Origin of the sequence: Oceanisphaera profunda (genome assembly GCF_002157895.1) — a bacterium.
GTDB lineage: Bacteria > Pseudomonadota > Gammaproteobacteria > Enterobacterales > Aeromonadaceae > Oceanimonas > Oceanimonas profunda.
Genome location: NZ_CP021377.1, coordinates 1,901,245 through 1,924,037 on the forward strand (window position 1 = coordinate 1,901,245; position 22,793 = coordinate 1,924,037).

At 50.9% G+C, this 22,793-nt stretch carries 23 protein-coding genes and 1 pseudogene; 4 read left to right on the forward strand and 20 right to left on the reverse strand.

What is annotated here, in order from left to right; genetic code table 11:
• Window positions 1-72 precede the first annotated feature (72 nt).
• From CBP31_RS08210 to CBP31_RS08220, 3 genes are all read right to left on the reverse strand, one after another.
• A complete protein-coding gene (locus tag CBP31_RS08210; protein WP_087036226.1) occupies window positions 73-1,071 on the reverse strand; it encodes a CobW family GTP-binding protein in 999 nt (332 codons plus the stop codon).
• A gap of 202 nt (window positions 1,072-1,273) precedes the next feature.
• Entirely contained in the window at window positions 1,274-2,248 is a 975-nt protein-coding gene (gene acuI, locus CBP31_RS08215) for an acrylyl-CoA reductase (NADPH) (RefSeq protein ID WP_087036228.1), read from the reverse strand.
• A gap of 77 nt (window positions 2,249-2,325) precedes the next feature.
• The gene (locus CBP31_RS08220; RefSeq protein ID WP_087036230.1) at window positions 2,326-3,213 is read right to left on the reverse strand and encodes a carboxylate/amino acid/amine transporter; all 888 of its coding nucleotides are present in this window, start codon (window positions 3,211-3,213) and stop codon (window positions 2,326-2,328) included.
• Between the two features lie 583 nt (window positions 3,214-3,796).
• On the opposite strand from CBP31_RS08220, the gene CBP31_RS08225 reads away from it, so the two are divergent.
• Window positions 3,797-4,720 (forward strand): LysR family transcriptional regulator, encoded by a 924-nt coding sequence (locus tag CBP31_RS08225; protein ID WP_087036232.1) that lies wholly within the window; start codon window positions 3,797-3,799, stop codon window positions 4,718-4,720.
• A 19-nt stretch (window positions 4,721-4,739) separates the two neighbouring features.
• Here the strand turns inward: CBP31_RS08225 and CBP31_RS08230 are convergent, their stop codons facing one another.
• From CBP31_RS08230 to CBP31_RS08240, 3 genes are all read right to left on the reverse strand, one after another.
• Window positions 4,740-5,186, reverse strand: coding sequence for a universal stress protein (locus CBP31_RS08230; protein WP_087036234.1), 447 nt, complete (start codon window positions 5,184-5,186; stop codon window positions 4,740-4,742).
• Window positions 5,187-5,420: 234 nt separating this feature from the next.
• Complete coding sequence (locus CBP31_RS08235) at window positions 5,421-6,209, reverse strand: potassium channel family protein (protein ID WP_087036236.1); 789 nt, start codon at window positions 6,207-6,209, stop codon at window positions 5,421-5,423.
• Between the two features lie 129 nt (window positions 6,210-6,338).
• Window positions 6,339-7,553 carry a methyltransferase gene (locus tag CBP31_RS08240; protein ID WP_087036238.1) on the reverse strand — a complete coding sequence of 405 codons (1,215 nt, stop codon included), beginning with the start codon at window positions 7,551-7,553 and terminating at the stop codon, window positions 6,339-6,341.
• 104 nt (window positions 7,554-7,657) lie between these two features.
• On the opposite strand from CBP31_RS08240, the gene CBP31_RS08245 reads away from it, so the two are divergent.
• Window positions 7,658-8,869, forward strand: coding sequence for a BaiN/RdsA family NAD(P)/FAD-dependent oxidoreductase (locus CBP31_RS08245; RefSeq protein WP_087036240.1), 1,212 nt, complete (start codon window positions 7,658-7,660; stop codon window positions 8,867-8,869).
• Window positions 8,870-9,008: 139 nt separating this feature from the next.
• On the opposite strand, the gene CBP31_RS08250 is transcribed toward CBP31_RS08245, so the two are convergent.
• From CBP31_RS08250 to CBP31_RS08265, 4 genes are all read right to left on the reverse strand, one after another.
• Window positions 9,009-9,188, reverse strand: coding sequence for a hypothetical protein (locus CBP31_RS08250; protein WP_087036242.1), 180 nt, complete (start codon window positions 9,186-9,188; stop codon window positions 9,009-9,011).
• Window positions 9,189-9,201: 13 nt separating this feature from the next.
• Window positions 9,202-10,293, reverse strand: coding sequence for a YeeE/YedE thiosulfate transporter family protein (locus CBP31_RS08255; protein ID WP_087036244.1), 1,092 nt, complete (start codon window positions 10,291-10,293; stop codon window positions 9,202-9,204).
• Window positions 10,294-10,298: 5 nt separating this feature from the next.
• Complete coding sequence (locus CBP31_RS08260) at window positions 10,299-11,273, reverse strand: sulfurtransferase (protein ID WP_087036246.1); 975 nt, start codon at window positions 11,271-11,273, stop codon at window positions 10,299-10,301.
• 100 nt (window positions 11,274-11,373) lie between these two features.
• Window positions 11,374-12,261 (reverse strand): aldo/keto reductase, encoded by an 888-nt coding sequence (locus tag CBP31_RS08265; RefSeq protein ID WP_087036248.1) that lies wholly within the window; start codon window positions 12,259-12,261, stop codon window positions 11,374-11,376.
• A 196-nt stretch (window positions 12,262-12,457) separates the two neighbouring features.
• Here CBP31_RS08265 and CBP31_RS08270 point away from each other — a divergent pair, with 196 nt between their 5' ends.
• A complete protein-coding gene (locus CBP31_RS08270) occupies window positions 12,458-12,784 on the forward strand; it encodes a hypothetical protein (protein ID WP_087036250.1) in 327 nt (108 codons plus the stop codon).
• 71 nt (window positions 12,785-12,855) lie between these two features.
• Here the strand turns inward: CBP31_RS08270 and murQ are convergent, their stop codons facing one another.
• The 7 genes and pseudogenes from murQ to gmk all read right to left on the reverse strand — a co-directional run bounded on the left by murQ (window position 12,856) and on the right by gmk (window position 20,125).
• Window positions 12,856-13,776, reverse strand: coding sequence for an N-acetylmuramic acid 6-phosphate etherase (gene murQ, locus CBP31_RS08275; RefSeq protein WP_087036252.1), 921 nt, complete (start codon window positions 13,774-13,776; stop codon window positions 12,856-12,858).
• 354 nt (window positions 13,777-14,130) lie between these two features.
• A complete protein-coding gene (locus CBP31_RS08280; RefSeq protein WP_087036255.1) occupies window positions 14,131-15,282 on the reverse strand; it encodes an anhydro-N-acetylmuramic acid kinase in 1,152 nt (383 codons plus the stop codon).
• Window positions 15,282-15,482 (reverse strand): hypothetical protein, encoded by a 201-nt coding sequence (locus tag CBP31_RS08285; protein ID WP_151898800.1) that lies wholly within the window; start codon window positions 15,480-15,482, stop codon window positions 15,282-15,284. Before CBP31_RS08285 ends, CBP31_RS08280 begins: the two co-directional genes overlap by 1 nt.
• Window positions 15,483-15,708: 226 nt before the next feature.
• Window positions 15,709-16,779, reverse strand: coding sequence for an alpha/beta fold hydrolase (locus CBP31_RS08290; RefSeq protein WP_227874972.1), 1,071 nt, complete (start codon window positions 16,777-16,779; stop codon window positions 15,709-15,711).
• Window positions 16,780-16,970: 191 nt separating this feature from the next.
• A pseudogene (spoT, locus tag CBP31_RS08295) lies at window positions 16,971-19,087 on the reverse strand (bifunctional GTP diphosphokinase/guanosine-3',5'-bis pyrophosphate 3'-pyrophosphohydrolase).
• A gap of 80 nt (window positions 19,088-19,167) precedes the next feature.
• On the reverse strand, window positions 19,168-19,446 hold the full coding sequence (rpoZ, locus tag CBP31_RS08300; protein ID WP_087036259.1) for a DNA-directed RNA polymerase subunit omega: 279 nt from the start codon (window positions 19,444-19,446) through the stop codon (window positions 19,168-19,170).
• A gap of 49 nt (window positions 19,447-19,495) precedes the next feature.
• Window positions 19,496-20,125, reverse strand: a complete 630-nt coding sequence (gene gmk / locus CBP31_RS08305) for a guanylate kinase (RefSeq protein ID WP_087036261.1) — start codon at window positions 20,123-20,125, stop codon at window positions 19,496-19,498.
• Window positions 20,126-20,908: 783 nt separating this feature from the next.
• Between gmk and CBP31_RS08310 the strand changes: the two genes are divergently transcribed.
• Window positions 20,909-21,295, forward strand: coding sequence for a hypothetical protein (locus tag CBP31_RS08310; RefSeq protein ID WP_151898801.1), 387 nt, complete (start codon window positions 20,909-20,911; stop codon window positions 21,293-21,295).
• 72 nt (window positions 21,296-21,367) lie between these two features.
• On the opposite strand, the gene CBP31_RS15755 is transcribed toward CBP31_RS08310, so the two are convergent.
• The 3 genes from CBP31_RS15755 to CBP31_RS15540 all read right to left on the reverse strand — a co-directional run bounded on the left by CBP31_RS15755 (window position 21,368) and on the right by CBP31_RS15540 (window position 22,500).
• A complete protein-coding gene (locus CBP31_RS15755; RefSeq protein ID WP_227874974.1) occupies window positions 21,368-21,526 on the reverse strand; it encodes a hypothetical protein in 159 nt (52 codons plus the stop codon).
• A gap of 63 nt (window positions 21,527-21,589) precedes the next feature.
• Window positions 21,590-21,838 carry a helicase-related protein gene (locus tag CBP31_RS15760; RefSeq protein ID WP_227874975.1) on the reverse strand — a complete coding sequence of 83 codons (249 nt, stop codon included), beginning with the start codon at window positions 21,836-21,838 and terminating at the stop codon, window positions 21,590-21,592.
• Window positions 21,832-22,500 carry a hypothetical protein gene (locus CBP31_RS15540; protein ID WP_151898802.1) on the reverse strand — a complete coding sequence of 223 codons (669 nt, stop codon included), beginning with the start codon at window positions 22,498-22,500 and terminating at the stop codon, window positions 21,832-21,834. The genes CBP31_RS15760 and CBP31_RS15540 overlap by 7 nt, the downstream gene beginning before the upstream one ends.
• Between the last annotated feature and the right edge of the window lie 293 nt (window positions 22,501-22,793).

Below are 22,793 nucleotides of genomic sequence, written 5' to 3' on the forward strand. Positions count from 1 at the left end.
GTATCTCGCTCTTAGGTATTAACATCAAAAGCGAGCTCTTGATGTGCATCAGGAAGACAGCTAATACACTGCTTACTCTGCTCGCGTCGCTAATAACTGTTTTTGTAACAGCTGCGCAGGCAGCGGCTCAAGATCAATCAGCTCAAAGCGCCCCTCGGTTTGCGGCGCTAGGCGATAAATAGACAACTGCTCCTCGACCATATTAAATGCCCACCAGCCATCCGCCATGGGCAATACCGCCTTGAGTCGTGCCACCTTAAGGCTGCGACAAAACGCCTCCACTTTACTTAAATCAAAACACATGTCCGCTAAAAACCGCCAACCCACAGAGTAATGATCTTGGCCCAGATTACTGTAACGTCGCCAAGGTTGGGCGCGGCTTAGCCGTGGCTCAGACTTGGCAATTAAAGGTCGCGCACTGTTATTAGCATGAGCAGCGGGCGAGGCTGCCTTGCGCTCTGTGTTGTGGGGTGCTTGCAACCAATTAACATCTAACTGACCTTGGCTCACGGTGACGCATGCTTGTGCTGCTTGATTGGCAAATAAGCCTTTGCTGATCGCGGCCTGTAAGTTGGCCACCAGCTCGGGCGAGCTAAGGTCGGCTTTGTTCAGTACTAATACATCTGCCAGTGCTAACTGATCTTGATAAGTCTCGTGGGCCGGATAACGCGCTTGTGCCCATTGGCGCGGATCCACCACGCAAAATGTAGCGCCCAGCTGCAATACGTCTTGATAATGCTCATTGGTGAGGGTTTTTAAAATCTGGCTAGGGTGACCTAAACCGCTGGGCTCAATAAACAAGCGGTCTGGCTTGGCTTTGTGCAGCAGCGCATTTAAGCCAATTTGAAAGGGCAGGCCAGACACACAGCATAGACAACCACCGGGAACTTCTTTGATCATGGCGCCTTGTTCGGTGAGTAAGGCGCCATCTATGCCAACCTCACCAAACTCGTTCACCAAAATAGCCCAACGCTCATGCTCTGGCTTATTGGCTAATAAATGGCGCAGCAGCGTGGTTTTGCCCGTGCCCAAAAAGCCCATTACAAGGTGGGTGATAACAGGAGTGCTCATAATAATGCCCGTGAGGAGTTTTTGTTATCTTATAACAGATAAGAGGGGTATTTAAAGCAAGGGCGGGGTATTTAACGTAATGGGCAGGATTAATTTTAATGCGCGGGTAAAGCTGAGTGCTCAGGGAAGTCAGTGAGGGGTGAATGGTGAGGTGTGTTGGCTTTGCGCTTCACACCTCACCCTCCACCCCTCACCGTATTGGTTAAGGCTGTATCAGCACTCTTCCTTTCACTTTACCGGTTAACAAGTCGTGAGCGACCGCTATGCTTTGCTCCAACGTATAGGTCTCGGCTTCCTGTTCAAAGTCTTTGGGCAGGCTGTCTTGCAGTCGTTGCCATGCCAGCATACGGGTCTCTTTTGACACATAAACTGAGTCTATACCCAGCAGTTGTATGCCGCGTAAGATAAACGGCATTACAGTCGTGTTTAGATTAACACCCCCGGCTAAACCGCAGGCGGCCACGGCGCCGTGCATCTTGGTTTGGCTTAAAATTCTGGCCAAAGTACGCCCGCCTACTGCATCTATGGCGCCAGCCCAACGCTGCGACTCTAACGGCGCTGGCTCTTTATCCAATGTGGTGCGATCTATTATCTCGCATGCGCCTAAGCTGCGTAGCCACTCGCTGTTTTGCATACGCCCCGTTTCGGCGTGTACTTCAAAGCCTGCTTTGGTCAGCAAGCGAACCGCAATGGAGCCTAAGCCGCCGCTGGCGCCAGTGACTAAGACGGGCCCTTGAGCGGGAGTGACGCCGGCTTTTTCCAGTGCCATGAGCGCTAACATGGCGGTAAAGCCCGCTGAGCCAATGGCCATGGCTCTTTGGGTGGTCATTAGGCCTGGTAAAGGTACTAACCAGTCGCCGTTGACGCGGGCTTTTTCTGCAAGGCCGCCCCAGTATTGCTCGCCAACACCCCAACCGGTGAGAATAACTTCGTCGCCAATTTGGTGGTTCGGATGCTCAGAAGCTAAGACGGTGCCGGCAAAGTCGATCCCGGGCACCAGCGGCCACTGGCGAACAATTTTCCCTTTGCCGGTAATGGCCAAGGCATCTTTATAGTTAAGGGTCGAGTAATCGACCTTAACGAGCACATTACCCTCAGTGAGCTGCTCTTGCTTAAGACGCTGCACGCGAGCTGTGGTGTCTTTACCGGATTGTTCTAGAAGCAGTGCATTAAACATGGTCTTCTCCTAATGCGATTCCCTGATGATCAGTGTAAGGAGAAGGCTGCTAATTGCTATGAGTATTAAAGGTGAAGTTATGGTTTTGTGAGCTTGGTAGCACTGGCTGTGACCAAAGCTTGAGGTTTTAACCACCATTGATTGAGCGCCAGTGAGGCTAACAAGATGGCGCCGCCTAAGCTTAAACGTAATAGGTCTGCATCTCGGTTCCAGATCAAGAGATTGACCACTAAACCCGCAGGAACTAAGGCGTTGTTCATGATTGCCAGCGCACCTGCATTCACTAAAGTCGCGCCTTTATTCCATAAAAAATAGCCTAAACCAGACGCACCTACGCCTAACCATAACAAGATACCCCACTGCAAATTCGTAGAGGGATAAACCGGCGTGCCTAACCACCACCAAGCGGGCACGGCTATCGCTAATGCGCCTAGGTAAAAGTAGCCAAATAGTTTATGTTGCGGTGCAACAGGCTGATAGCGTTCGAGCAGTACTTTATAACCCACCTGACCGAGGGCAAAGCAAAGATTAGCGCCTTGTACCACGGCAAAACCCAACCAGTAATCTTGGCTTAGGCCATTAAAGCGGATCACCAGCGCCCCTAATACGGCAAGGGCGGCGGTGAGCAAATAGCCCGGATTAAAGCGTTGATGCAGCAAGTCATAAATAAGGGTGACGTAAATGGGCGTCAGTACCGTAAAAATCAGTACTTCTGGCACGCTGAGCAGCAAAAATGATTGATAGTAAAATAAATACATTACGCCTAACTGCAGCGCACCACAGGCCATAATACCCAACGCCAAGCGAGGCGGCTGGCGCCAGGATAAAAACGGTAAAAACAGCAAAGTGGCCAAGAACACGCGGCTAACTACCGAGAAATAGCTATCTACGCTTCCAGCTAGGTAAACGCCAATTAAGCTAAATGAAAAGGCCCACAACAGAGTGACGGCAACGAGATAAGGCATGAAATTAAGCTAAATTGAGAGAAGATAGGCACAATAATAGCAAAAAAGTGCCCTGCGGGCAGCGCCGAGCGCCGAGCGCCTAGCATCAAGCTAAACAAAAGACGGTGTTGTTGTTTATGCCGTCTTCCTGATGGAAATCAGGATCTCGCCGTCGGTCTTTGTTTGCCCCCTCACACCTATCCCTTCACTGATTTACAGGCATAAAAAAAGCCGATGCATAGCATCGGCCTGGGAACCATTTAAGGTGTGTCATAAAAGGTATGACGTCCCTAAACAAGGTGGTTAATACCACACGCAGAACTTTCGGGCTTAAACCCTAATAAGTTGTCAGCGTGATTATCCACGCTGCCAGACCGACATTATTCTGTTGTTATTGCGCTTATCGAATTACCTCGAATAATTCGCTAACCACAATAGACAGGCAGTACCCCCCATGATGCCACCGTGCCCAGAACCTTGTTGAACTGACTGCTGGATGAATTACTTCATCACGCCGACGATAAACTTGTTTAACGACGCCATTCTATGGTCAGATAACCCATGTCAAAAATGAATTATCAGCATAAAGCTATGGTCTACATCGATGGATAACTTATACCAACGGCTCGATCTCAATCTACTGCGGGTGTTTGATGTGCTTATGCACTGCCGCAACGTGACCCGCGCCGCCGAACAACTCAATTTATCTCAGTCTACGGTAAGTCATGCGCTGGCTCGCTTGCGCCAAGCCTTAGACGATCCGTTATTTGTGATGACGCGTAAAGAAATGCGTCCCACCCAACGAGCGCTGGCGCTGGCGGCACCGGTGCGCCAATCCTTGATGTTGCTTGAGCAGGGCATACGCCAATCTGCCAGTTTTGATCCGGCAGTGTCGGCGCGTACCTTTCGCCTCGCCGTGCCTTCTTCCATTGAGCACGGTGCCGTGCCGTTATTGGTGGAATTATTGCACCAGCGTGCGCCGGCCTGTCGTTTAGCGGTAACTGAATTAGTGCATTCTGATTACGAAGATACCTTGTCGCGCGGCGGCATGGACTTTGTGGTGGCCTTCGCCAGTGGTGATCATTTATCGCCACGACTAAAAGTAGAGCCTTGGTTTGATAATGCAATGGTGTGTTTGTCGGCGGCAGGCAGTGACTTGCCAATACGTTTAAGTGCCGAGCAACTGGTGAGCTGGAGCCATGTGTCTACGTCTACCTGGGGCCATAATCAGACCTTGGTAGAAAACTGGCTGAAGAAAAAAGGCTTAGAGCGGCCGATTGCGGTGTGGGTGCCAAGCTTTGAGGCGCTGCCTAAGCTGTTGGCGACGGGGCGCTATTTGGCGATGGTGCCGGAATTAATCGCCCGGGATTTTTGCCATTTTTATCCGCTACAACAGCATCAATTAAGCGAGCCGTTGCGCAGCACCTATGTACTGGCTCAGCATCCGTTAACCGAATTTGATCCGGCATTGATTTGGTTTCGACAGTTATTAAATGAAGTAGGCGACAGCTTGCGGCCATCGCCTTAAGTACGGTTTAAAGTGCGGTTTACTTTTTATTCTTAGGCAGGGGCACCACTAATAAATCGCAGGGTACTGTGTTCATCAGCTGGCGGGCAGAAGAAGTGAGCAAGCTCCAAAAGCTCTGTTCGTGGCCGCAAATCAGTAAATCAATGCCGTGTACATCAACGGCTTCATTGACCTTGAGTGCCAGATCGCCACAAATCACTAGCTTTTTCTCTATCGGATAGTCGATAGCGCCTATGTATTCTTCAAGCCGCTGTTTAGCATCGGCGACCACTTGGTCTTGAATATTGTCGATGTCGATATCGATCATTTCGGTATAGAGGTCTTTCAAGTCCACGTCCACGTGGATCACCGACAGCAAGGCATTATTGGCGCGCGCCCGATCCACAGCCTTAGCAATCACCTTACGATTGCTTTCGGTCATGTCGACGGCCGCCAATATATGCTTATATTTATAGGGTTCTGTCATGACACTTCTCCTTTTTCATAACTCTATCAATCCATTAGTAGATAAAACGTGAGTTACTTAGAAATTTTACACCTTTGGCAGCATAGGCTAAAGATTGGCCCCTGCACAAGGGCGAGCGGCTAGTCCAATGGTCTTATCGTGAGAGTGAGGCGTAAGGTGTGAGGGGCATACACGCCGCATCCGCTTTGTTTTTCGCCTCGCTCTTACTTAACTCTTCACCTAACACATCACCCTTTACCCCTCACGTTTTTTAAGCACTTCCGTTAATGCGCCTATTTCAGCTCTTAATTGAGTGACTTCTTGCTGCAAGCTGTGGAGGTGCTCTGTTACTTCTTGGCGCTGTTGCGTGTCGTTGGCTTGTTGCTGACGATCCGACTCTTCAGCTTTGGGCGTTAATAAGCTGGACGCCACCAGACCCGAGATACCGGCAAAAATAGAGACACCGGTTAAAATCACCAGCGCCGAAATTACCCGCCCCGCTGTGGTGATCGGATAATAATCTCCGTAGCCCACGGTAGAGATGGTCACCAAGGCCCACCAGATGGCATCTTCTGCGGTTTCAATATTCGAGCCAGGATTGCCTGCTTCCGTCATCAAGATAGCAATGGCACTGCCGCCAAGCACCACCAGCAAAATCAACAGCATGGAGGCCAGCATGGTGCTTTCGCTGTGTTTTAGTAAATAACGGACCGCCTGATTGGCCACTCGCAGCATACGCAGCACGCGCAATACTTGGAAAATTCGGCCATAACGGAAGATATCGATGGCCGGAATAGAAGCGATAAAATCAATCCAGTGGATCGCTAAAAATTGTTTCTTATCGCGGGCGCTAAATAAGCCGTAAAAGAAATGGCTCAGTAACACCATACAAATGCCGGTATCGAGTTTTAGCAGCAGTTCTTTTTCATCGCCCTCAAAGGGCCCAAACTGATGCAGAACTATGAGCACTACCGAAATGATGGACAGCACCATCATTACGATATCAAAGGCGCTGGGGGGTAATATGCGTACGTTTTTATCCACGGGCGATCCTGTGTTTTTCATCACGAGTTTGCTAATGATAGTTAAGCCAGTAATTGATAATTAAGCCACAGTGCGTCCATAAAACGCGGCTGCAGTGCATGACCATACTGCGACCGTTAGGCTCAGCCGCTACGGTAAGGTGGCTTGTAACAGATAACGACGGGGCGTGTGCTGCAGATCAGTAAAGAGGCCAAGCTGCACCTGATAACCTTGCTCCTCAAGAAACAAGGCTTTATCCAGTAGCAGCCATAACTCCAGTAAATAGCGGTAACGGTGGCGCACAAATTCGATGCGTTTCACTAGCAATCGACGGGATGCTGCGAGTGCCAGCCAATGCTCACTGTCGATAATATGAGGAGGGGTGAGTGATTTTTTCTCGCAGGCCCACAGCACGAAGTCGCTAAAATCGCCGCTGAGCAGTCGCTTAGGAAAGCTGGGTAAAGGTAGATAGCTGCTATCAGCCGTGAGGGTTTGTTGCAGTTCATCGAAGGCCAAGCGCCACGTCAGTTCGATATGACGTAAACGGCGCACTCGCTCGCCACCGGTGATTTGTTGCTGCAAAGGCAGGCGCAAGCTGTGACGATCTAATTGTAAGTCGTGCTGCTGGCCTGCTTGCGAGAGTGGCTGATAATGCTCATCTGCAATCAGGTGATAACAGCAAGGCGACACCGCCAGTTGCTGGGTGCCAGCCGCCGCCGCATGCTCAAGAAAGCGCAAGTGCAGCTCGCCGCAGGCATGCAAAGCTACCGCGATTTGTTGCGGCTTAAATAAAGCTGCCGCTTGTGGGCTTAGGGCATTGGCACAGACAAACTCATGGGGCAGTTGTAGTTGATTGGCTAATGCTTCGCCTTGGGTACATAAATCTGGCGCCCATTCTAGGCTGGTCACCTTGGGCGCACCTTGTTGAGCGAGGAGCCGACCTAAGTGCCCTTTACCGGCACACCATTCTAATATCGGCTGAGTAAGGGTAACGCCTTCGAACTTGTGGTTAATAGCATGAATATTGGCGGCAAAGTCTTTGATCTGCGCCCATTTTCGACCGCCGATGCCACTGCTCCAGCGCGGCGTGGCGTAATTGGGGGCTCGGGCTAGCTCAGGCAAGGTTAATTGCTGTGAGCTCAATAACTCGGGGCGGTACTGGCTCAACCAAGCAAATGCCGCGTCGTCATCTGCATCCAGCGTATCCAGCTCATCTTCATCGAGTGCCTGTAACGGCTTGGCTAATTCTGGCCAAGGCAGCTGGGTGCAGCTGAAAGGCGTATGTTGCCAGTCGTGACGAGCGTGCTGCAGCAGTAGGCTGAGCTGTAAAAAGGTGTCGGCATGGGTGGGGGTATAGTTACTCATGAGCGGATTATAACCTTGTCAGCAAGTGGGACCTAGCGTGTCGGCATAGCCGCAGCCTCATGGGAGCGGTAGAATAGCGCCTTTGTTAGGTTTGTGGAAAAAACATGAAAAGCTGGGATGTGATAGTACTGGGAGCCGGCGCCGCCGGATTAATGTGTGCAGCAGAGGCGGCTAAGCGTGGGCGTCGTGTTTTGTTGCTGGATCATGCGAAGCGCATTGGCGGCAAAATCTTAATGTCGGGCGGTGGGCGCTGTAACTTTACCAACTACCATATAGAACCCAGTGCCTATCTGTGCCAAAACCCGCACTTTGTGAAATCGGCACTGGCTCGTTACACCCAGTGGGACTTTATTGGCATGGTAGAAAAACACGCCATTCCCTATCACGAGAAAACTCTAGGTCAGCTATTTTGTGACGAGTCGGCGCAAGATATCATCGATATGCTGCTAGAAGAGTGTAAAGACGCCGGTGTGACTATTAGCTCTCGCGCCCAAATTGGCCAGATTGAGCGGCTCGGCGGTAACGATGATACGAGCGAGGCCGAAGGCTTTAGCGTGGCCACGGCCAGCGATACTTACACCTGTCAGTCCTTAGTAGTGGCCACCGGTGGTTTGTCTATGCCTAAGCTTGGCGCTACGCCTTTTGGTTATCAGTTGGCCGAGCAATTTGGTTTAAAAGTGTTGCCGACTCGCGCCGGCTTAGTGCCCTTCACCTTACAGCCAGTCGACAAAGCTACCCTTGAGCCGCTGGCTGGCGTATCGCTACCGGTTGTGGCAACCAGTGAAGATGGCACCCGTTTTAGCGAAAATCTGCTGTTTACCCACAGAGGGTTGTCAGGCCCCGCAGTGCTGCAAATTTCGTCTTATTGGCAAGCGGGCGAGCAGGTGTTATTTGAGCTGCTGCCGGTCGGTAAATTGGCACAAGGTATCAAAGATCACCCTAATCAAGAGCTAAAAACCTGGCTGGGTCATCAGCTACCTAAACGCTTAGTAGAGGCGCTGTTTTTGAGAGAAGAGTGGGCGAGTACTCACATCACCAACAAGCCGCTCAAGCAATATGTACCCAAAGAAATTGCCGCCATTGAACAGCTGCTAAGCGCTTGGGCCATTAAGCCTGGCGGCTCTGAGGGTTATCGTACCGCTGAGGTTACGCTCGGTGGTGTGGACACCAATGAGTTGTCGTCCAAAACCATGATGGCCAAAAAAGTCCCTAACTTGTACTTTATCGGCGAAGTTGTCGACGTAACCGGTTGGTTAGGGGGCTATAATTTCCAGTGGGCCTGGAGTGCAGGTTGGTGTGCAGGGCAAGCGGTTTAAGTTTTATTGTCAGGGCAAAACAGCGTTAGTACCCGCTAAAAATAAAAACCCCATTACCACCTAGGTGGTAATGGGGTTTTTTAGATCTGCTCTCTATTTAGTTATGGCCGCTATTTTATGTTCGCTTGCAGCCGGCAGGCTAAAAAATAGAGCAGTGGCCGCCGGATGGGGCTTGGCCGGAGCCGATGGCGATAATGGGTGCTTCTAAGCGTAAGTTCACCGGCTGGGCATGATGCCAGTCCCAGACGAAGAAGCCGACCAGTAACGCCCAAAACAGCACAATACGTATGCAACTTAACTTACTCATCTTAGTGCTCATCTTAATGCCCCTATCAATAGCCAAAATAGCGGCGAATACGAACACCGACCAGCGAGCCTAAGAAGGCCATCACTACCCAAATCCAACCATGAATACTACCTGTAGAAATACCACTGACCATGGCTCCCACGTTACAACCAAAGGCGAGGCGTGAGCTGTAGCCCAATAAGAAGCCGGCAATCAGTCCCACTATCCATTGTTGAGAGGTGAGCGGGTTAGACTTACCCGTCTTATTGCGGGAGAAAATCCATAAAGCCCCTGCCAAAATACCGATATTAGTAATGGAAGTGAGGTCTAAGAACACCGACTGCTGCAGTGCCGTGGCGTTAACCGGTTGGCTCCAAAAGGCATTAGTGGCGGGGTCAAACAGGTTGCCTGCCTGCGCGATTTTAGCGGCCCATAAACCAAAGCCATAAACGACGCCCCAAGGCTGACCGGCTATTACCAAGTTTAAGACCGCCAGTAGTGCAATTAATACCGCACCTATTAGCAAGCTTTTACTGAACAGGCTGCGTGATACGCCACTGGTTTTGGACCAGCCCCACGCAGCCAAGCCGATTAGTGCTAAGCCTAAATAGGTGAGGCCGAGTGCGCCGCTTAAGCCCACTTCTGTCACTAAGCCTATGGGTTGTATCTGGCCTAGCTCTAACCACCAGCCCAAGTGTGCCGAGCCTAAAAAACTGCCCAGCGCAAATAGTGGCAGTATGGCCATGTTCAAGGGAATGCCTAATCCAGCTTTATACAAGGTGCCTGAGCCACAACCGTCAGCAATCTGCATGGCGGCGCCAAAAACTAAAGCGCCGATTAATAAGCTGATACTGGGTGGGCCAAGGGCGGCGCTTAACTCGGTAGGAAAGCTGGCCAGCAGCGGCATAGAAAAGGCGGCGGCAATAGCGAGCAGCAATAATTGTGCGAAAACGCCACTGGCATCGCGGCGCTCAATTAAGTGGCGCCACCCTGTGGTAAAGCCAAAGCGTGCGCCTGCCAACACGGCGCCTAACCCCATGCCCACCATAAAGAGTAAACTTTGGCGTACCGAGACAAACCAAAATAAGAATACGGCAAATACCGCAAAGACTAAGGCCAACGCCCAACGATTGTTCATGTTATTTATTCACCAATCTTAGAGAATTTAGCCTTTATCTGTTCAAGTCGACTGGGCGTATTTTCCATGGGTAAGCTTGACGGATCTTGAGTCCATTCTGCCAAGGAGGCGGGATAGAGGCGTACATTCTCTAAGCCTGCCAGCTCGGATAATACAAACCAGTTAGTGGCGGCCCAGTGGCCGGTATTACAAAAGGACACGGTTTCGGACGCTTTGTTTAAGCCTTGAGCTTGCACTAGCTCTTTAATCTCTGCCACCGGCCGCACGCGGTTATCGTGATCATTAAACCATTGGGCAAACGGCAGGTTTTGCGCCGTGGCGATAGTGCCGGCTGTGCTGGCGGTGGGCGCTTTGGCTTGGCCTTGATAAAAGGCCGGTGGCCGAGCGTCTAATAATTGATAGCTGCTATTCGGTTGCGCGATTTTATTCAACAGCTCTTCTTTAAAGATCACCAACTTTGGATTAGTGCGCACCTTGATATGGCTGGCTTGCAGGGGCGTGTTGTTGGTGGTTAAGCCAGTACTGATGTGAATATCGCTAGATTGCCTGTCTTGTTGCCATTGCAGAAAGCCACCGTTGAGGATACTTAAGTCGGTCAGGCCTAAGTATTTTAAGGTCCAGTAGACGCGCGCCGTGGCACCAAAGTCGGTTTGATCACTGCCACTGGAATACACCACTATCGGCTGTTGCGCACTAATACCAAGCTGGCGCAGCAGTTGCTCAAAATAAGCCGCATCGGCTAATTGGCCCGGGCTATTAGCAGGGCCACGCCACTGGCCATAAGGCGCAGACACGGCGCCAGCTATATGGCCGGCGGCATAATCTTCTGGGCTACGAATATCAATCAGCGTGGGTGTTGGCTCGGCTACCAGCGCGGCATTCAGCTCAGCAACCTCCAATAACGGCTGATACGTGGCAGCTTGGGCGCTGCCCCATACCAAACATAAAACAACGGCCAAACTGGCATAGAGTTGTTTCATCGGAATACTCCTTAAATTATGTGTTTGCTTAGGGCTACCATAAGAGCTGTATTTTTGCGTGGCACAGGGTTGCACCTCACTTCTCACCCCTCACGATCCCTTAAACAATATCCAATGACGTTTTACGATTAGGTGCGGGAAAGGCCTTATCTAGGCGCGCTAATACTTCATCGCTTAATTGAATATTAAGAGCCTCGGCATTTTGCTGTACATGCTGGGGCTGTACGGCTTTGGGGATAGCAATTAAGTCGCGTTGGCCGTCTGTGGGGCGAATCGCCCAAGCCAGTAATAATTGCGGTACGCTGATATTTAGCTCTTTGGCCACCGCTTGCAGTTCGCTATTAGACAGTAGGTCGCGGCGTAAGCTGCCACCTTGGGCCAGTGGGCAATAACCCATAGTCGGTATGTGTTGCTCACGCTGCCAAGGCCGTAACGAGTGCTCAATACCGCGGGAGCCTAAGTGATACAGCACTTGGTTTACGGCTGTACTTTGGCCGGTCAAGGAACCGCTTAGCGCATGCCACTCTTGGGCTTCACTTAAATCAAAGTTAGAAATGCCAAAGCGTTTTATTTTGCCGTCGTTTCGTAGTTGCTCAAAGGCGGCGAGAGTTTCTGCTAGCGGAATACTGCCGGGCCAGTGCAGCAGGTACAGGTCGAGGTAATCGGTGCCTAATCGTTGCAAGCTGGCTTCGCAGGCTTGAATACCGCTGCGCTTGCCCGCATTCCAGGGATAAACTTTAGAGACTAAAAATGCCTGCTCGCGTCGGCCTTGCAAGGCTTGGCCCACTACTTCTTCGGCACCGCCGTCCCCGTACATTTCGGCGGTATCAATCAAGGTCAGCCCTAAGTCCAGCCCTTGTTGCAGTGCGCGCACTTCATCTTGGCGCGGGGCTAAACCTTCCCCCATATACCAAGTGCCTTGGCCGATGGCGGGGAGCGCAATGGCGGGCTCGGTGGTGGTGGCTTTTAGGATAACGGTAGCGTCCATGATGACCTCTTGGCTGATGTTAGGGTAATGGGGTAAGTATTTTTATAAGTGCTTTTATACTGTACTTTTTATAGTGTGCTGGCCAATATGTTGGCCGAGCAAGACGGCTATTGCAACGCAGACGCGGCGGGTTAACTGCCGGTGTTAAGTAACATTATTTTATTAAGTGATTTTCATAACACAGCAGGAGGCTGATATGACCACCTTTGATAAAGATGAATCCACAGAACTGGCTGCAGTGCGCCGCCGACTGCGGTTGGAAGATTTAAATCAGTTACAAATTGAATTGCTGGCTAAAGAGTTTCAACAAGAGCCGGGCGTGGTCAAGGTGGTGGTGCGTAAGCAATGGTTAGAAATCGAATACGACGCCAATCAATTAACGCTAGAGCGGGTAATAGCCGTACTTGAAGACTTTGGCGGCGAGCTGTCTGCAGATTGGTGGACCGCCCTTAAGACCAGCTGGTATCAAAAACGCGAAGAAAAACTGCGTGCGCAATCGGAAGAAGATAAGCCCGAGCTGTAAAGCCGTAAGTTAAAATGAGCCCGGGCCAGACGATACCGCCGACGAAACGGTGTTTATCTTTAATTGTTCGCTTAAAGCTGACGGTTTAACGCTTCGCCTAAGATCCCTTGATGCTTTTCTAATTGAGCCTGAGCTGGCGCTTTTTCTAAGCCAGAAAGCAGCATTAAAATGGCCAACTTCACTTGATTATCTGCGGCTTTAAGTGCCTCCATGGCTTGCTGCTCAGTCGCGTCGGTGGCTTGCATGACGATGCGCAGTGCACGGGTTTGCAGCTTAAAGTTGCTGGCATGAAGATCAACCATCAGATTCTGATATACCTTGCCGATGCGGATCATGCTGGCGGTGCTGAGCATATTGAGCACCAGCTTTTGCGCGGTGCCAGACTTTAAACGAGTAGAGCCCGTTATCACCTCAGCGCCCACATTAGGCTCGATGGCGATATTCGCCAATCGCCCAATGGCCGAGCCGCTGTTACACGCCAATGCCACAGTAGTGGCGCCTATGTGGCGTGCATACTCAAGGCCGCCCAATACATAGGGCGTGCGGCCACTGGCGGCGATGCCCACGACCACGTCTTTGTGAGTTAATGCGATCTGGCGTAAATCTTCTGCACCCAATTCCACATTATCTTCCGCACCTTCTTGGGCGCGAAACATGGCCTCGGGGCCACCGGCAATTAAGCCGATCACCATATCGCTGGGCACACTAAAGGTCGGCGGACATTCGGAAGCATCCAGCACGCCGAGTCTGCCACTGGTGCCTGCACCCATATAAATTAATCGACCGCCTTGCTGGAACGCCGCCACAATCGCATCTACCGCTTGGGTGATGGCCGGTAGCACTTGGGCCACGGCAGTGGGCACCTGCTGGTCTTGAGCATTAATAGTGGTGAGCAGCTCAAACGTATTCAGCTTATCAATATTTAAAGTATCAGGATTACGCCCCTCGGAGGCAAGTTTGGCTAAGTCGTTCAGTAAGCTTGAGCTGGGCATTTAATACTCCTTAAAAAGGGCGTGAAGAGTGAAGCGTAAAGAGGGCGAGATAACACCAAGCCTCAAGCCCCTTTGCAACGACTCTTTGCTACTAGATGCACGGAACCCTCGGGAAAATTAAAATGAGATAAGGTCGACAAGTGATAAGTGATTTTTAATGGTAAGTTCCAAAGTCCTGCCCGCTGATGGTTTGGTATTTGGCCCTTGCTCATATAGCTTTGGTTTTTTCAGATCTGATCTCTATTTTTCCGTGTTCTTCCGTGGATTCCGTTGCAGATATATCTTTTGGTCTATCTTGGTAATTAGTTATTGCCCTTAACGTACAGCGTATGGCGTTACTGGTGCCTGCAGGACTTACGGTAAATGAATCGCTCCCAAAATGGCCGGTCGGCTGGCGCCGGTGACGGCGGGCAGATTACCTGGCAAGCCGTGTAACGTTTGATGGGCCAGCCAAGCAAAGGCCATGGCTTCCATGGCGTCCATGTCTACCCCAGCGCTGTTGGTGGTGGTCACCTGCCAGTTAGGCAATAACGCAGTTAAGCGCTGCATTAATAATGGATTATGACCGCCGCCGCCGCAGACCAATAGCTGGCCTGTAGGCATGGTTTGAGTCGCAGTTGTGGGCTTAGTTGCATAGCCTGTTACTTGGTCGACGATGGCGCTGGCGCTAAATTCAGTCAAGGTAGCTTGTACATCCAGCGCATTGATTGCGCCGCACTGTGCTTGATGTTCTTGTAAATGAGCGGCCAGCCAGTGTGGGCTAAACAGCTCACGGCCCGTGCTTTTAGGGGCGGGCAATGCCAGCCAAGGCTCGTCCAGCAAGCGCGCTAATAAATCGCTGTTTACTTGGCCCTGTAAACCAAAGGCGGCGCCTTTATCAAACGGCTGCCCCCATTGCTGTTGGCACCAAGCGTCCAGCAACATATTGCCAGGGCCCACGTCAAAGCCCTGCACGGGTTGCTGGGGGTCGAGCACGGTAATATTGGCGATACCGCCAATATTGACCACTATGCGCAGCTGCTTAGTATCGGCCAATACTTGCTGATGAAAGGCCGGCACCAAAGGTGCCCCTTGGCCGCCGAGCGCCATGTCTTTACGACGAAAATCGTTAATTGTGATAATGCCGGTCAGCGCGGCGACGCGATTACCATCACCTAATTGCAGCGAGAAAGGCAAGTCACCATAGGGCTGATGCCACAGAGTTTGGCCATGACAGCCGATGGCGCGCACTTGGTTTGCCTGCGTGCCGGACTCTTGCAGTAACTGCAGCACTATCTCTGCATAAGCTTGGCCGAGCTCGGCATCCAGCTCACCCCAGAGTTGGGCGCTAATGGGCGTGCCATTAGCCACATCCAGCAGGCGCTGGCGCAAGGCTTTGGCAAAAGGGCGAGTGGTACTGGCTGTTAGCTGAGCTTGGTGGCCATTGGTGGCCATTAATACCGCATCTATGCCATCTAAGCTGGTGCCCGACATAATGCCGATATAAAGCTCAAGCGGGCTGGCCATTACCAGTCGCTCGGCAGGGCTTGCACTGGGCTAACGGGCACGCTGATCACGCCATTTTCAAATGGCTGCGGGCCGGCAGGCGCAGGTTTTTTCACGGCCGCTATCGGCTTAACCGGTGCCGGAGGGGGTGGCGTATTACAAGCACTAAGGGCCAAAGATAAGCTCAAACAAACCAATGAATTACGCAAAAAATGCTGCACTAGCATGACTCCATAACAGAACGGGCAGACGCGAACGAGGCTTGCCATAGGTAATAACGCACAGTTGTAAACTGTCTACGACAGAATATCAAAGCAATATCAGGGATCGTAAGTAGTTTGTCGAGTGCCACGCGTAATTCGTCAAAGTTTAGCGCAATAGCGCCAACCCTTTAGGCGTTGAGTGGGTGTCTTTTGTGCAGGGCTAAGCTTAGTGATGTTGGTAGGATTAGGGTTTATCTTTTACTGAGCGCTTATCGCTGGCGGCTGAAAACTCACTCGCAGGGGACGGGTGTTGGCCAAAGAAAGATAAGATAGCTTCGAGTGCTTGGCGGCGCTCATTATCTCGCTCCAAAAATAATTCATGTGCGGCTTTTTTAATGCGTTTAGGTCGACCACCCTCACAAGCGGGCAGGGCCTGGCAAAAACGGTCTTGCGCCTTATTATCTACTACCACGTCTTGGTCTGCTTGCAGCACTAAGGTGGGTGTGGTGATGCGGCCCGCTTGCGCTATGGCTTGCTCGCCGGCGTTAAAGGCTTGCTGTAACCATTGAGTGCTCACGCCGCCTAGTTGAACCTCAGGCGTCAGTTGATATTGATCGATAAACAGCTGATAGCGTACTTCACTGTGGGTAAGCACATTATCTTTAAAAGGTACGGCTTGATAGTCCCTTTGGCTGGGCGCGTAGCAGGCCGTATGACCCAGCCAATGGCAGCCTTTATTGAGGACGCTGAGTAACCCCTTCGCTAACCAGTGCGGCAGTGGCTGCACATAAATACCTATCATGGGCGAAGACAGTGCCGCCGCTTGTACGCGTACTTGAGTTTGGCTGAGCCAGAGTGCGGAGATGGTGCCGCCCATGGAATGGGCCAAGACATAAAGCGGCTGTGCGGGATCTTTCAATACCACTTGCTGCACGAACTGCTCAAGATCTTGCACGTAGTCATCAAAGTCGGCCACGTAGCCCACATCGGGATTAGCCAGCAGCCGAGGCGCTAGGCCTTGGCCGCGATGATCGTATAAATAAACGTTATAGCCGTTATTGAATAAATCCAGCGCCAGCTCTTGGTACTTAAGGTAGCTTTCGGTGCGGCCATTGACCACGATAATGGTCTTTTGATGCTGGGTGTTAACCAGTTTGGCATAGGGGAGCGAGAGGTCGTCGTGGCTTAAGAAATGGCCTTGTTGTACTTGTGCTTGCCAGTGTGCCGCCAACCCCGCTATGCCAAGCTCACTGAGCTCGGTGGCGGTAGTTAATTGCGGGGCAGCAAGGGCCTTATTCATCGTCAGGCCAGTCATAAATAGACTACTCATAAATAGGTAAGTCCCGAGCAACAACAGACGGCTGAACATAACAGGCTCCAAACGTTTAACGCAGTATTGAGCGGGTGGGCAAGATAGCGCTCAGATATTACCCGTGCGGACTCTTCGCTTAAGATTTGACGTTAATTTTAAGCACAGCTGAGTGCTAAAACAAAGCTGTGTTGGGATTATTTACGTAAGCGGAATACTTTCAATACATTGGGCGTCACACGAATTTTGCGCATAATATTGGCTAAATGCACGCGGCTCTTAGTGGTAATGAGCAGCTCGACTAAGTAAACGCGGCCATCTTTTTCTTCGGTGGCAATGTTATGAATATTGGCGCCGGTGGCGGCAATCACGTTGGCCAGTGCGGCTAAGGCACCATGGTGGTTGATAAGCTCGATACCGATTTCGGTTTTAAATTCAAAGTCGAAGTCTTGCTCCATGTCCCATTGTACTGGCAGGTACTTTTCTTGTTCTTTAGCGTAGCCGCGAATATTTTTACAAGACTCAAGATGCACCACTAAACCCCGACCTGGGCTGATGTGCGCCACGATAGGATCGCCGGGAATAGGGCGGCAACAGTTGGCAAAGTTCAGCAACATGTCGTCTGCTCCGCGGATCGGCATCTTCTTCGAGTTTTTGCTGGTTTCAATGGGCGCGTCATTGACATCAGCGAGCAAGCGGCGTGCCACCACCACACTCATGGCGTTACCCAAGCCAATATCCGCCATTAGGCTGCTGATAGAGCCATGTTTGGTGTCTTTTAACACTTTTTCGACGCGTTCTACCGAAATGTCTTCGATATTTTTCGCGCCCAAGGCGTGATTAAGCAAACGCTTACCCAGCAACACTGACTCTTCGGTACGCAAATTCTTCAAGAATTGGCGAATCTTGGTGCGGGCCCGTGAGGTAACCACAAAGTTCAGCCAAGCCGCATTCGGGCGAGCTGTGGGTGCGGTAATGATCTCTATGGTTTGGCCTGAGTGCAAACGCTGACTGAGCGAATAAGGCTGGCGATCAACGCGGGCACCTACGCAGGCATGGCCAATGTCAGTGTGTACCGCATAGGCAAAGTCGACCGCAGTCGCGCCAGAGGGGAGCTCTAAGATGCGACCTTCAGGGGTAAATACATAGATTTCATCGGGGAACAGGTCAGTTTTAACCCCCTCGATAAACTCAAATGAGGAGCCGGCACTTTGCTGTAATTCCAACAAGCTTTGCATCCAACGTTCGGCGCGTACTTGTGCCGTGGTATTAGAGCGCTCAGCCTCGTGTTTATAGGCCCAGTGTGCTGCCACGCCTTTATCGGCCATTTGATCCATGTATTCGGTACGGATCTGCACTTCTACCGGCAAGCCGTGGGGGCCCACTAAAGAGGTATGCAATGACTGATAACCGTTGGTTTTAGGAATGGCGATGTAGTCTTTAAAGCGGCCAGGTCTGGGCTTATACAAGGTATGCATTTGGCCTAACACCCGGTAACAGGTGTCGATATCTTTAACGATGACGCGAAATGCGTAGATATCCATGACTTCGTGAAACTGCAGTTCTTTTTTTACCATCTTGTTATAGATGGAGAACATGTTTTTCTCACGGCCCAACACAGTGGCATCTATGTTTGCATCTTCGATGCGGCCCCTGACTTCTTCAAAAATAGACTGAATAATTTCCCGTCTATTGCCCCGCGCGCGGCGCACCGACTCGCGCAATACGCGGGTACGCATCGGATATAAGGCTTCTAGCCCTAATTCTTCCAGCTCATTCTTGATGCTGTGAATACCGAGGCGGTTAGCGATGGGGCATGAATTTCGAGGGTTTCGCGGGCAATGCGGCGGCGCTTATCGGGCCGTAAGGAGCCGAGCGTGCGCATATTGTGGGTGCGGTCAGCGAGCTTAATCAGGATGACCCGAATGTCTTGGGTCATGGCCAGCACCATCTTGCGGAAGTTCTCAGTCTGGGCTTCTTTGTGATCTCTAAACTTAATTTTCTCGAGCTTAGAAACCCCTTCGACCAATTCCGCCACCGCCTCGCCAAACTGCACGGCTAATACGGCTTTGGTGGTGGCGGTGTCTTCGATGACGTCATGCAACAGCGCCGCCATCAGAGTTTCATGATCAAGATGCATCTCTGCCAGAATGCGCGCCACCGCCACCGGATGGGTGATGTAAGGCTCGCCACTAGAACGAGTTTGCCCCTGATGCGCGTCTCTCGCCACCACATAAGCGGCGGTGAGCTGCTCTATCTGGTCGGCGGGAAGGTAGCTTGAGGCAAGCTCTTTAAGAGATTCAAATAGATACAATAGGGACTCCGGTCATCGAAGCTATTAACATGCAGGCATAAATTAAGGCCCGTTTAGGTAAACGGGCGCTTGGATTTAGCTTACAACAAACGACCTTCGGCAATAGCAGCTACGGCGGCCAGTTCGGCGGCATCCATTTCTTGCTGCTCTTGGCGGTCTTGCACATCCATCATTGCATGGTTAACTAAGCCTTGCTCAATTTCACGCAGTGCAACAACGGTGGGCTTGTCATTCTCGAGGGGTACCAGCGCTTCTTTGCCCTGGGTTGCCAATTGGCGAGCGCGACGAGAAGCAACCAACACTAAATCAAAACGATTGCCTACCTGCTCAACAGCATCTTCAACAGTAACGCGTGCCATAAAGGACTCCAATGATTAAAAAAGGTGCAAAATTCTAATGGATTTTAGCTTATTCCGCCAGCAAACCGTCAAGTAAGTTCTGAAAACGTATGGCTTGTTTCTCAGTACTGGCTCGTTCGGCCTCAATAATGGCACTGAGGCGATCGAGTGCATGGTCAAAGTTATCATTAACCAGCAAGTAGTCATATTCGTCGTAATGGGACATTTCTGACACAGCCTTGTCCATTCTACCCTTTATTACCTCAGCCGTATCTTGCTGACGCGCATTTAAACGTCGTTCCAGCTCAACTCGGCTTGGAGGCAATACAAAAATAGACTTGGCACTGGGAGATTGCGCGCGGATTTGTCGCGCCCCTTGCCAGTCGATATCGAGTAAAATATCGATACCTTTTTCCAATTGCTCGTCAATCCACTCTCGTGAGGTGCCGTAGTAGTTGTCAAATACTTGAGCCCACTCATAAAAAGCACCACGTTCAATCAGCGTTTGAAACTCAGGCTGACTAACGAAGTGATAATGAATGCCGTCTACTTCACCTGGTCGCGCTGAGCGCGTGGTATGTGAGACGGAGACCTGCAGCATACCATCTATGCTGGGGCGATCGAGCAGGCCGCGGATCAGGCTGGATTTGCCTGCACCACTAGGGGAAGAAATAATAAATAAGGTACCGCAGTGCGCCATAGTTTTATGCCCGTTCGGGATTATCTGCCAGCGCCGAGCGGGGCTGGAACCAAGGGCGACCAAGTTTATCAGAATGCGAGCCATAAAAAAATGACCGTTGTAAAGACAACGGCCAATCAAAAATAACTATAGCTTGCTGCGGAGTGCCCTCCACGCAAATTGCATTATGATCAGCTAGTAGCTTCGGCTCTATCAGTTTTTTCCTGCTTAAAACCTCGTTAATACCGAGTTGTTATACAAATAAAGCTGATCCATAGCGATATAAAGATGCAGTTGAGCCTTAATTGTTAAGTCTCACAAGCGGTTGTTGCCTTTTTGTATAAGACAAAAAATATGGCATAGAAAACTGCATTATTCCCAATCAACATAGCATAAAATCTCTAGTAATCAGAAAAATCAAGATAATACACTGATGGTGGGGCGGGACTCTTGGCTTGTTTTGCTAACTGTCTCACTAAGTAGGCCGTGGAGGTAGGCATAATCTTACTCGACGCTTATTTACCAAAATAGTGTCCACATCCATTATATTTTATCATTACAACCCGTTGCTCAGCTTTACCCCAAGAGTATCAGTCATCATTTCATTTATATTAGGGACTATTTGTGGCGGCTAACCATAATGAACAGGCTTTTCTAGATATTTTGCACTTGCTAACCGTTGATCAACTCAAGCCTCGCTTCAAATCTTGTCCGGCTGCAGGCACGGCACCAACCCGCAAGGCGGAACTGATCAGCGCAATACAGGTTTGGCTGTCTGGAGAGGGGCTGACATTGGTTTGGAATATGCTTTCGCCACTGGAGCAAGCCGCGGTGCGCATCAGCCTTTACTGTAGCGATGGCTGGTTTGACGAGCGCCGTTTTGCGGCTGAGTTTGGTACTCTGCCAGCTTGGTTTACCGAGCGTTATGATTACTACCGCACACCGGCCGAGCAGTATAAGTTAGGCTGGTTTTTCTATCCTCCGGGGCGCTATCAAACAGGGCAGCGTATTCCGGATTGGCTGCAGGAGCGGCTTAAGTCACTGATTGCACCGGTGGCAGTAGCAGAGTTAGAGGCTTCGGAATTACCAACGCCGCTGCCTGATTATGCGGTGTTGTTAGAGCGAGATCCTGAAACGAGTTCAGGATGGCGGCATAAAGATAAACATCAGGTCCGCTCTTTGTTTAACTAGGTGCTTAGCGCTGTCCTCACTATTTTTCCTGTTCTTGTCTGTGGCTTCTGTGGCCAATAACATTAGCTCTGCTTATTGACTGAGCAGTGCCAATAAGCTTTCGGCGTTGGCGGGCAAACCGGCGCTACTGGTATCGCTGAACAGCGCATCGGCCAGCGCTTGTTTTTGTTGCTGCATCTGCTGAATACGCTCTTCTACGGTATCGGCGGCCACTAACTTATAGACAAACACCGGCTTATCTTGGCCTATGCGGTGGGCGCGATCGGTGGCCTGATTTTCTACTGCGGGATTCCATCAAGGATCCACGTGTATTACCACGTCTGCTGCCGTTAAATTCAAGCCGCTGCCGCCGGCCTTAAGGCTGATTAAAAATACTCGTGCCTCGCCTTGTTGAAAACGATCGATAGCTTCTTGACGTTTGCGGGTCTTACCGGTCAACTTGTTGCTATAAGCGATTTTTTGCCGCTTTAGATCGGCTTCTACTAAGTCTAATACTCCATTAAATTGCGAAAATATCAGTAAGTTACGGCCTTCTGTCACCATTGTAGCTGAACGCCGTTCACGCCTGGCACCATGGTCAGCGTCAGGTGCGGTATGGGCGTCGATTCTTTGATTAATTGCGGATCTTCGGTCAGCGGCAGTTGCTTAGGCGTAAATACCCGTCGCAGCTGTGCGGCGGTAATGGCCATCTGTTTATTCGGCACCGGCGGCATGTTATATAAGTGAGTTAGCTGTGAGCCGCTAAGGGGCGTGGCTATTTCGCCCATGGCGGCGTTATCTCTGTCTAGGTAGTAGGGCGGCGTCACCGCAATTGGCTGCCAGTGAGTCAAGTCCCCCAGCTCGGCGATCAGGCGTTGCTCTGAGTTTGATGCTTGCCACTGCCAACTAAGTGCCCGCCGCTGGCCGGTTTGTAGTGTCCGATAGTCAGCTAAGATTAGGCGTTGGCTGAGCAGCATTTGCTCTAATATTTGTGCGCCTTCACTCCCTGCTAGCCGTAATCTTGTGGCGGCTTGTTGCCGTGATCCTTGTCGTTGTGATATTTGCAGTTTTTGTACAATATCTCTGTCTTGTGGCAGGTAAAAACTCGGCGCATTCCAAGTAGCATGGTCGGACGGGATACTTTGCTGCGTCTTTGATTGAGTCTTGGAATAAGTGCGTAACCAGTGCAACCCCGCAGCTACCCCATGTTTGCAGTTGTATGCCACCGGACAACTGCAGTCAGACGTTAGCGCTTCGTCCTCCCAGAACAAAAAACTTCATAAGGCCGAGGCTCAGTGCCCTCAACCTCGGCCACAATCTGCTCATTCGCCGTATCCAGTTAGCTAAATATCACCTTTCGTTGCTCAAAATAGGCCTTACCTCGCGCGAAGGCAGCGGAGCTGGTCATCTGTTTGACATCGTCTAGGGTGAAGTGCATGGAACTCTGCTCTGTTTTAGGATGAGATGTTTGAGATAAATGGCAGAGCATAAAGGATATGTAATAGAGGCCTAAGTTACT

Coding starts and splice junctions, on each gene's coding strand:
- CBP31_RS08210 (WP_087036226.1), bottom strand. CDS start 1,071: ATGAGCACTCCTGTTATCACCCACCTTGTAATGGGCTTTTTGGGCACG.
- acuI (WP_087036228.1), bottom strand. CDS start 2,248: ATGTTTAATGCACTGCTTCTAGAACAATCCGGTAAAGACACCACAGCT.
- CBP31_RS08220 (WP_087036230.1), bottom strand. CDS start 3,213: ATGCCTTATCTCGTTGCCGTCACTCTGTTGTGGGCCTTTTCATTTAGC.
- CBP31_RS08225 (WP_087036232.1), top strand. CDS start 3,797: ATGGATAACTTATACCAACGGCTCGATCTCAATCTACTGCGGGTGTTT.
- CBP31_RS08230 (WP_087036234.1), bottom strand. CDS start 5,186: ATGACAGAACCCTATAAATATAAGCATATATTGGCGGCCGTCGACATG.
- CBP31_RS08240 (WP_087036238.1), bottom strand. CDS start 7,553: ATGAGTAACTATACCCCCACCCATGCCGACACCTTTTTACAGCTCAGC.
- CBP31_RS08245 (WP_087036240.1), top strand. CDS start 7,658: ATGAAAAGCTGGGATGTGATAGTACTGGGAGCCGGCGCCGCCGGATTA.
- CBP31_RS08250 (WP_087036242.1), bottom strand. CDS start 9,188: ATGAGCACTAAGATGAGTAAGTTAAGTTGCATACGTATTGTGCTGTTT.
- CBP31_RS08255 (WP_087036244.1), bottom strand. CDS start 10,293: ATGAACAATCGTTGGGCGTTGGCCTTAGTCTTTGCGGTATTTGCCGTA.
- CBP31_RS08260 (WP_087036246.1), bottom strand. CDS start 11,273: ATGAAACAACTCTATGCCAGTTTGGCCGTTGTTTTATGTTTGGTATGG.
- CBP31_RS08265 (WP_087036248.1), bottom strand. CDS start 12,261: ATGGACGCTACCGTTATCCTAAAAGCCACCACCACCGAGCCCGCCATT.
- CBP31_RS08270 (WP_087036250.1), top strand. CDS start 12,458: ATGACCACCTTTGATAAAGATGAATCCACAGAACTGGCTGCAGTGCGC.
- murQ (WP_087036252.1), bottom strand. CDS start 13,776: ATGCCCAGCTCAAGCTTACTGAACGACTTAGCCAAACTTGCCTCCGAG.
- CBP31_RS08280 (WP_087036255.1), bottom strand. CDS start 15,282: ATGGCCAGCCCGCTTGAGCTTTATATCGGCATTATGTCGGGCACCAGC.
- CBP31_RS08290 (WP_227874972.1), bottom strand. CDS start 16,779: ATGACTGGCCTGACGATGAATAAGGCCCTTGCTGCCCCGCAATTAACT.
- rpoZ (WP_087036259.1), bottom strand. CDS start 19,446: ATGGCACGCGTTACTGTTGAAGATGCTGTTGAGCAGGTAGGCAATCGT.
- gmk (WP_087036261.1), bottom strand. CDS start 20,125: ATGGCGCACTGCGGTACCTTATTTATTATTTCTTCCCCTAGTGGTGCA.
- CBP31_RS08310 (WP_151898801.1), top strand. CDS start 20,909: ATGCTTTCGCCACTGGAGCAAGCCGCGGTGCGCATCAGCCTTTACTGT.
- CBP31_RS15760 (WP_227874975.1), bottom strand. CDS start 21,838: ATGGTGACAGAAGGCCGTAACTTACTGATATTTTCGCAATTTAATGGA.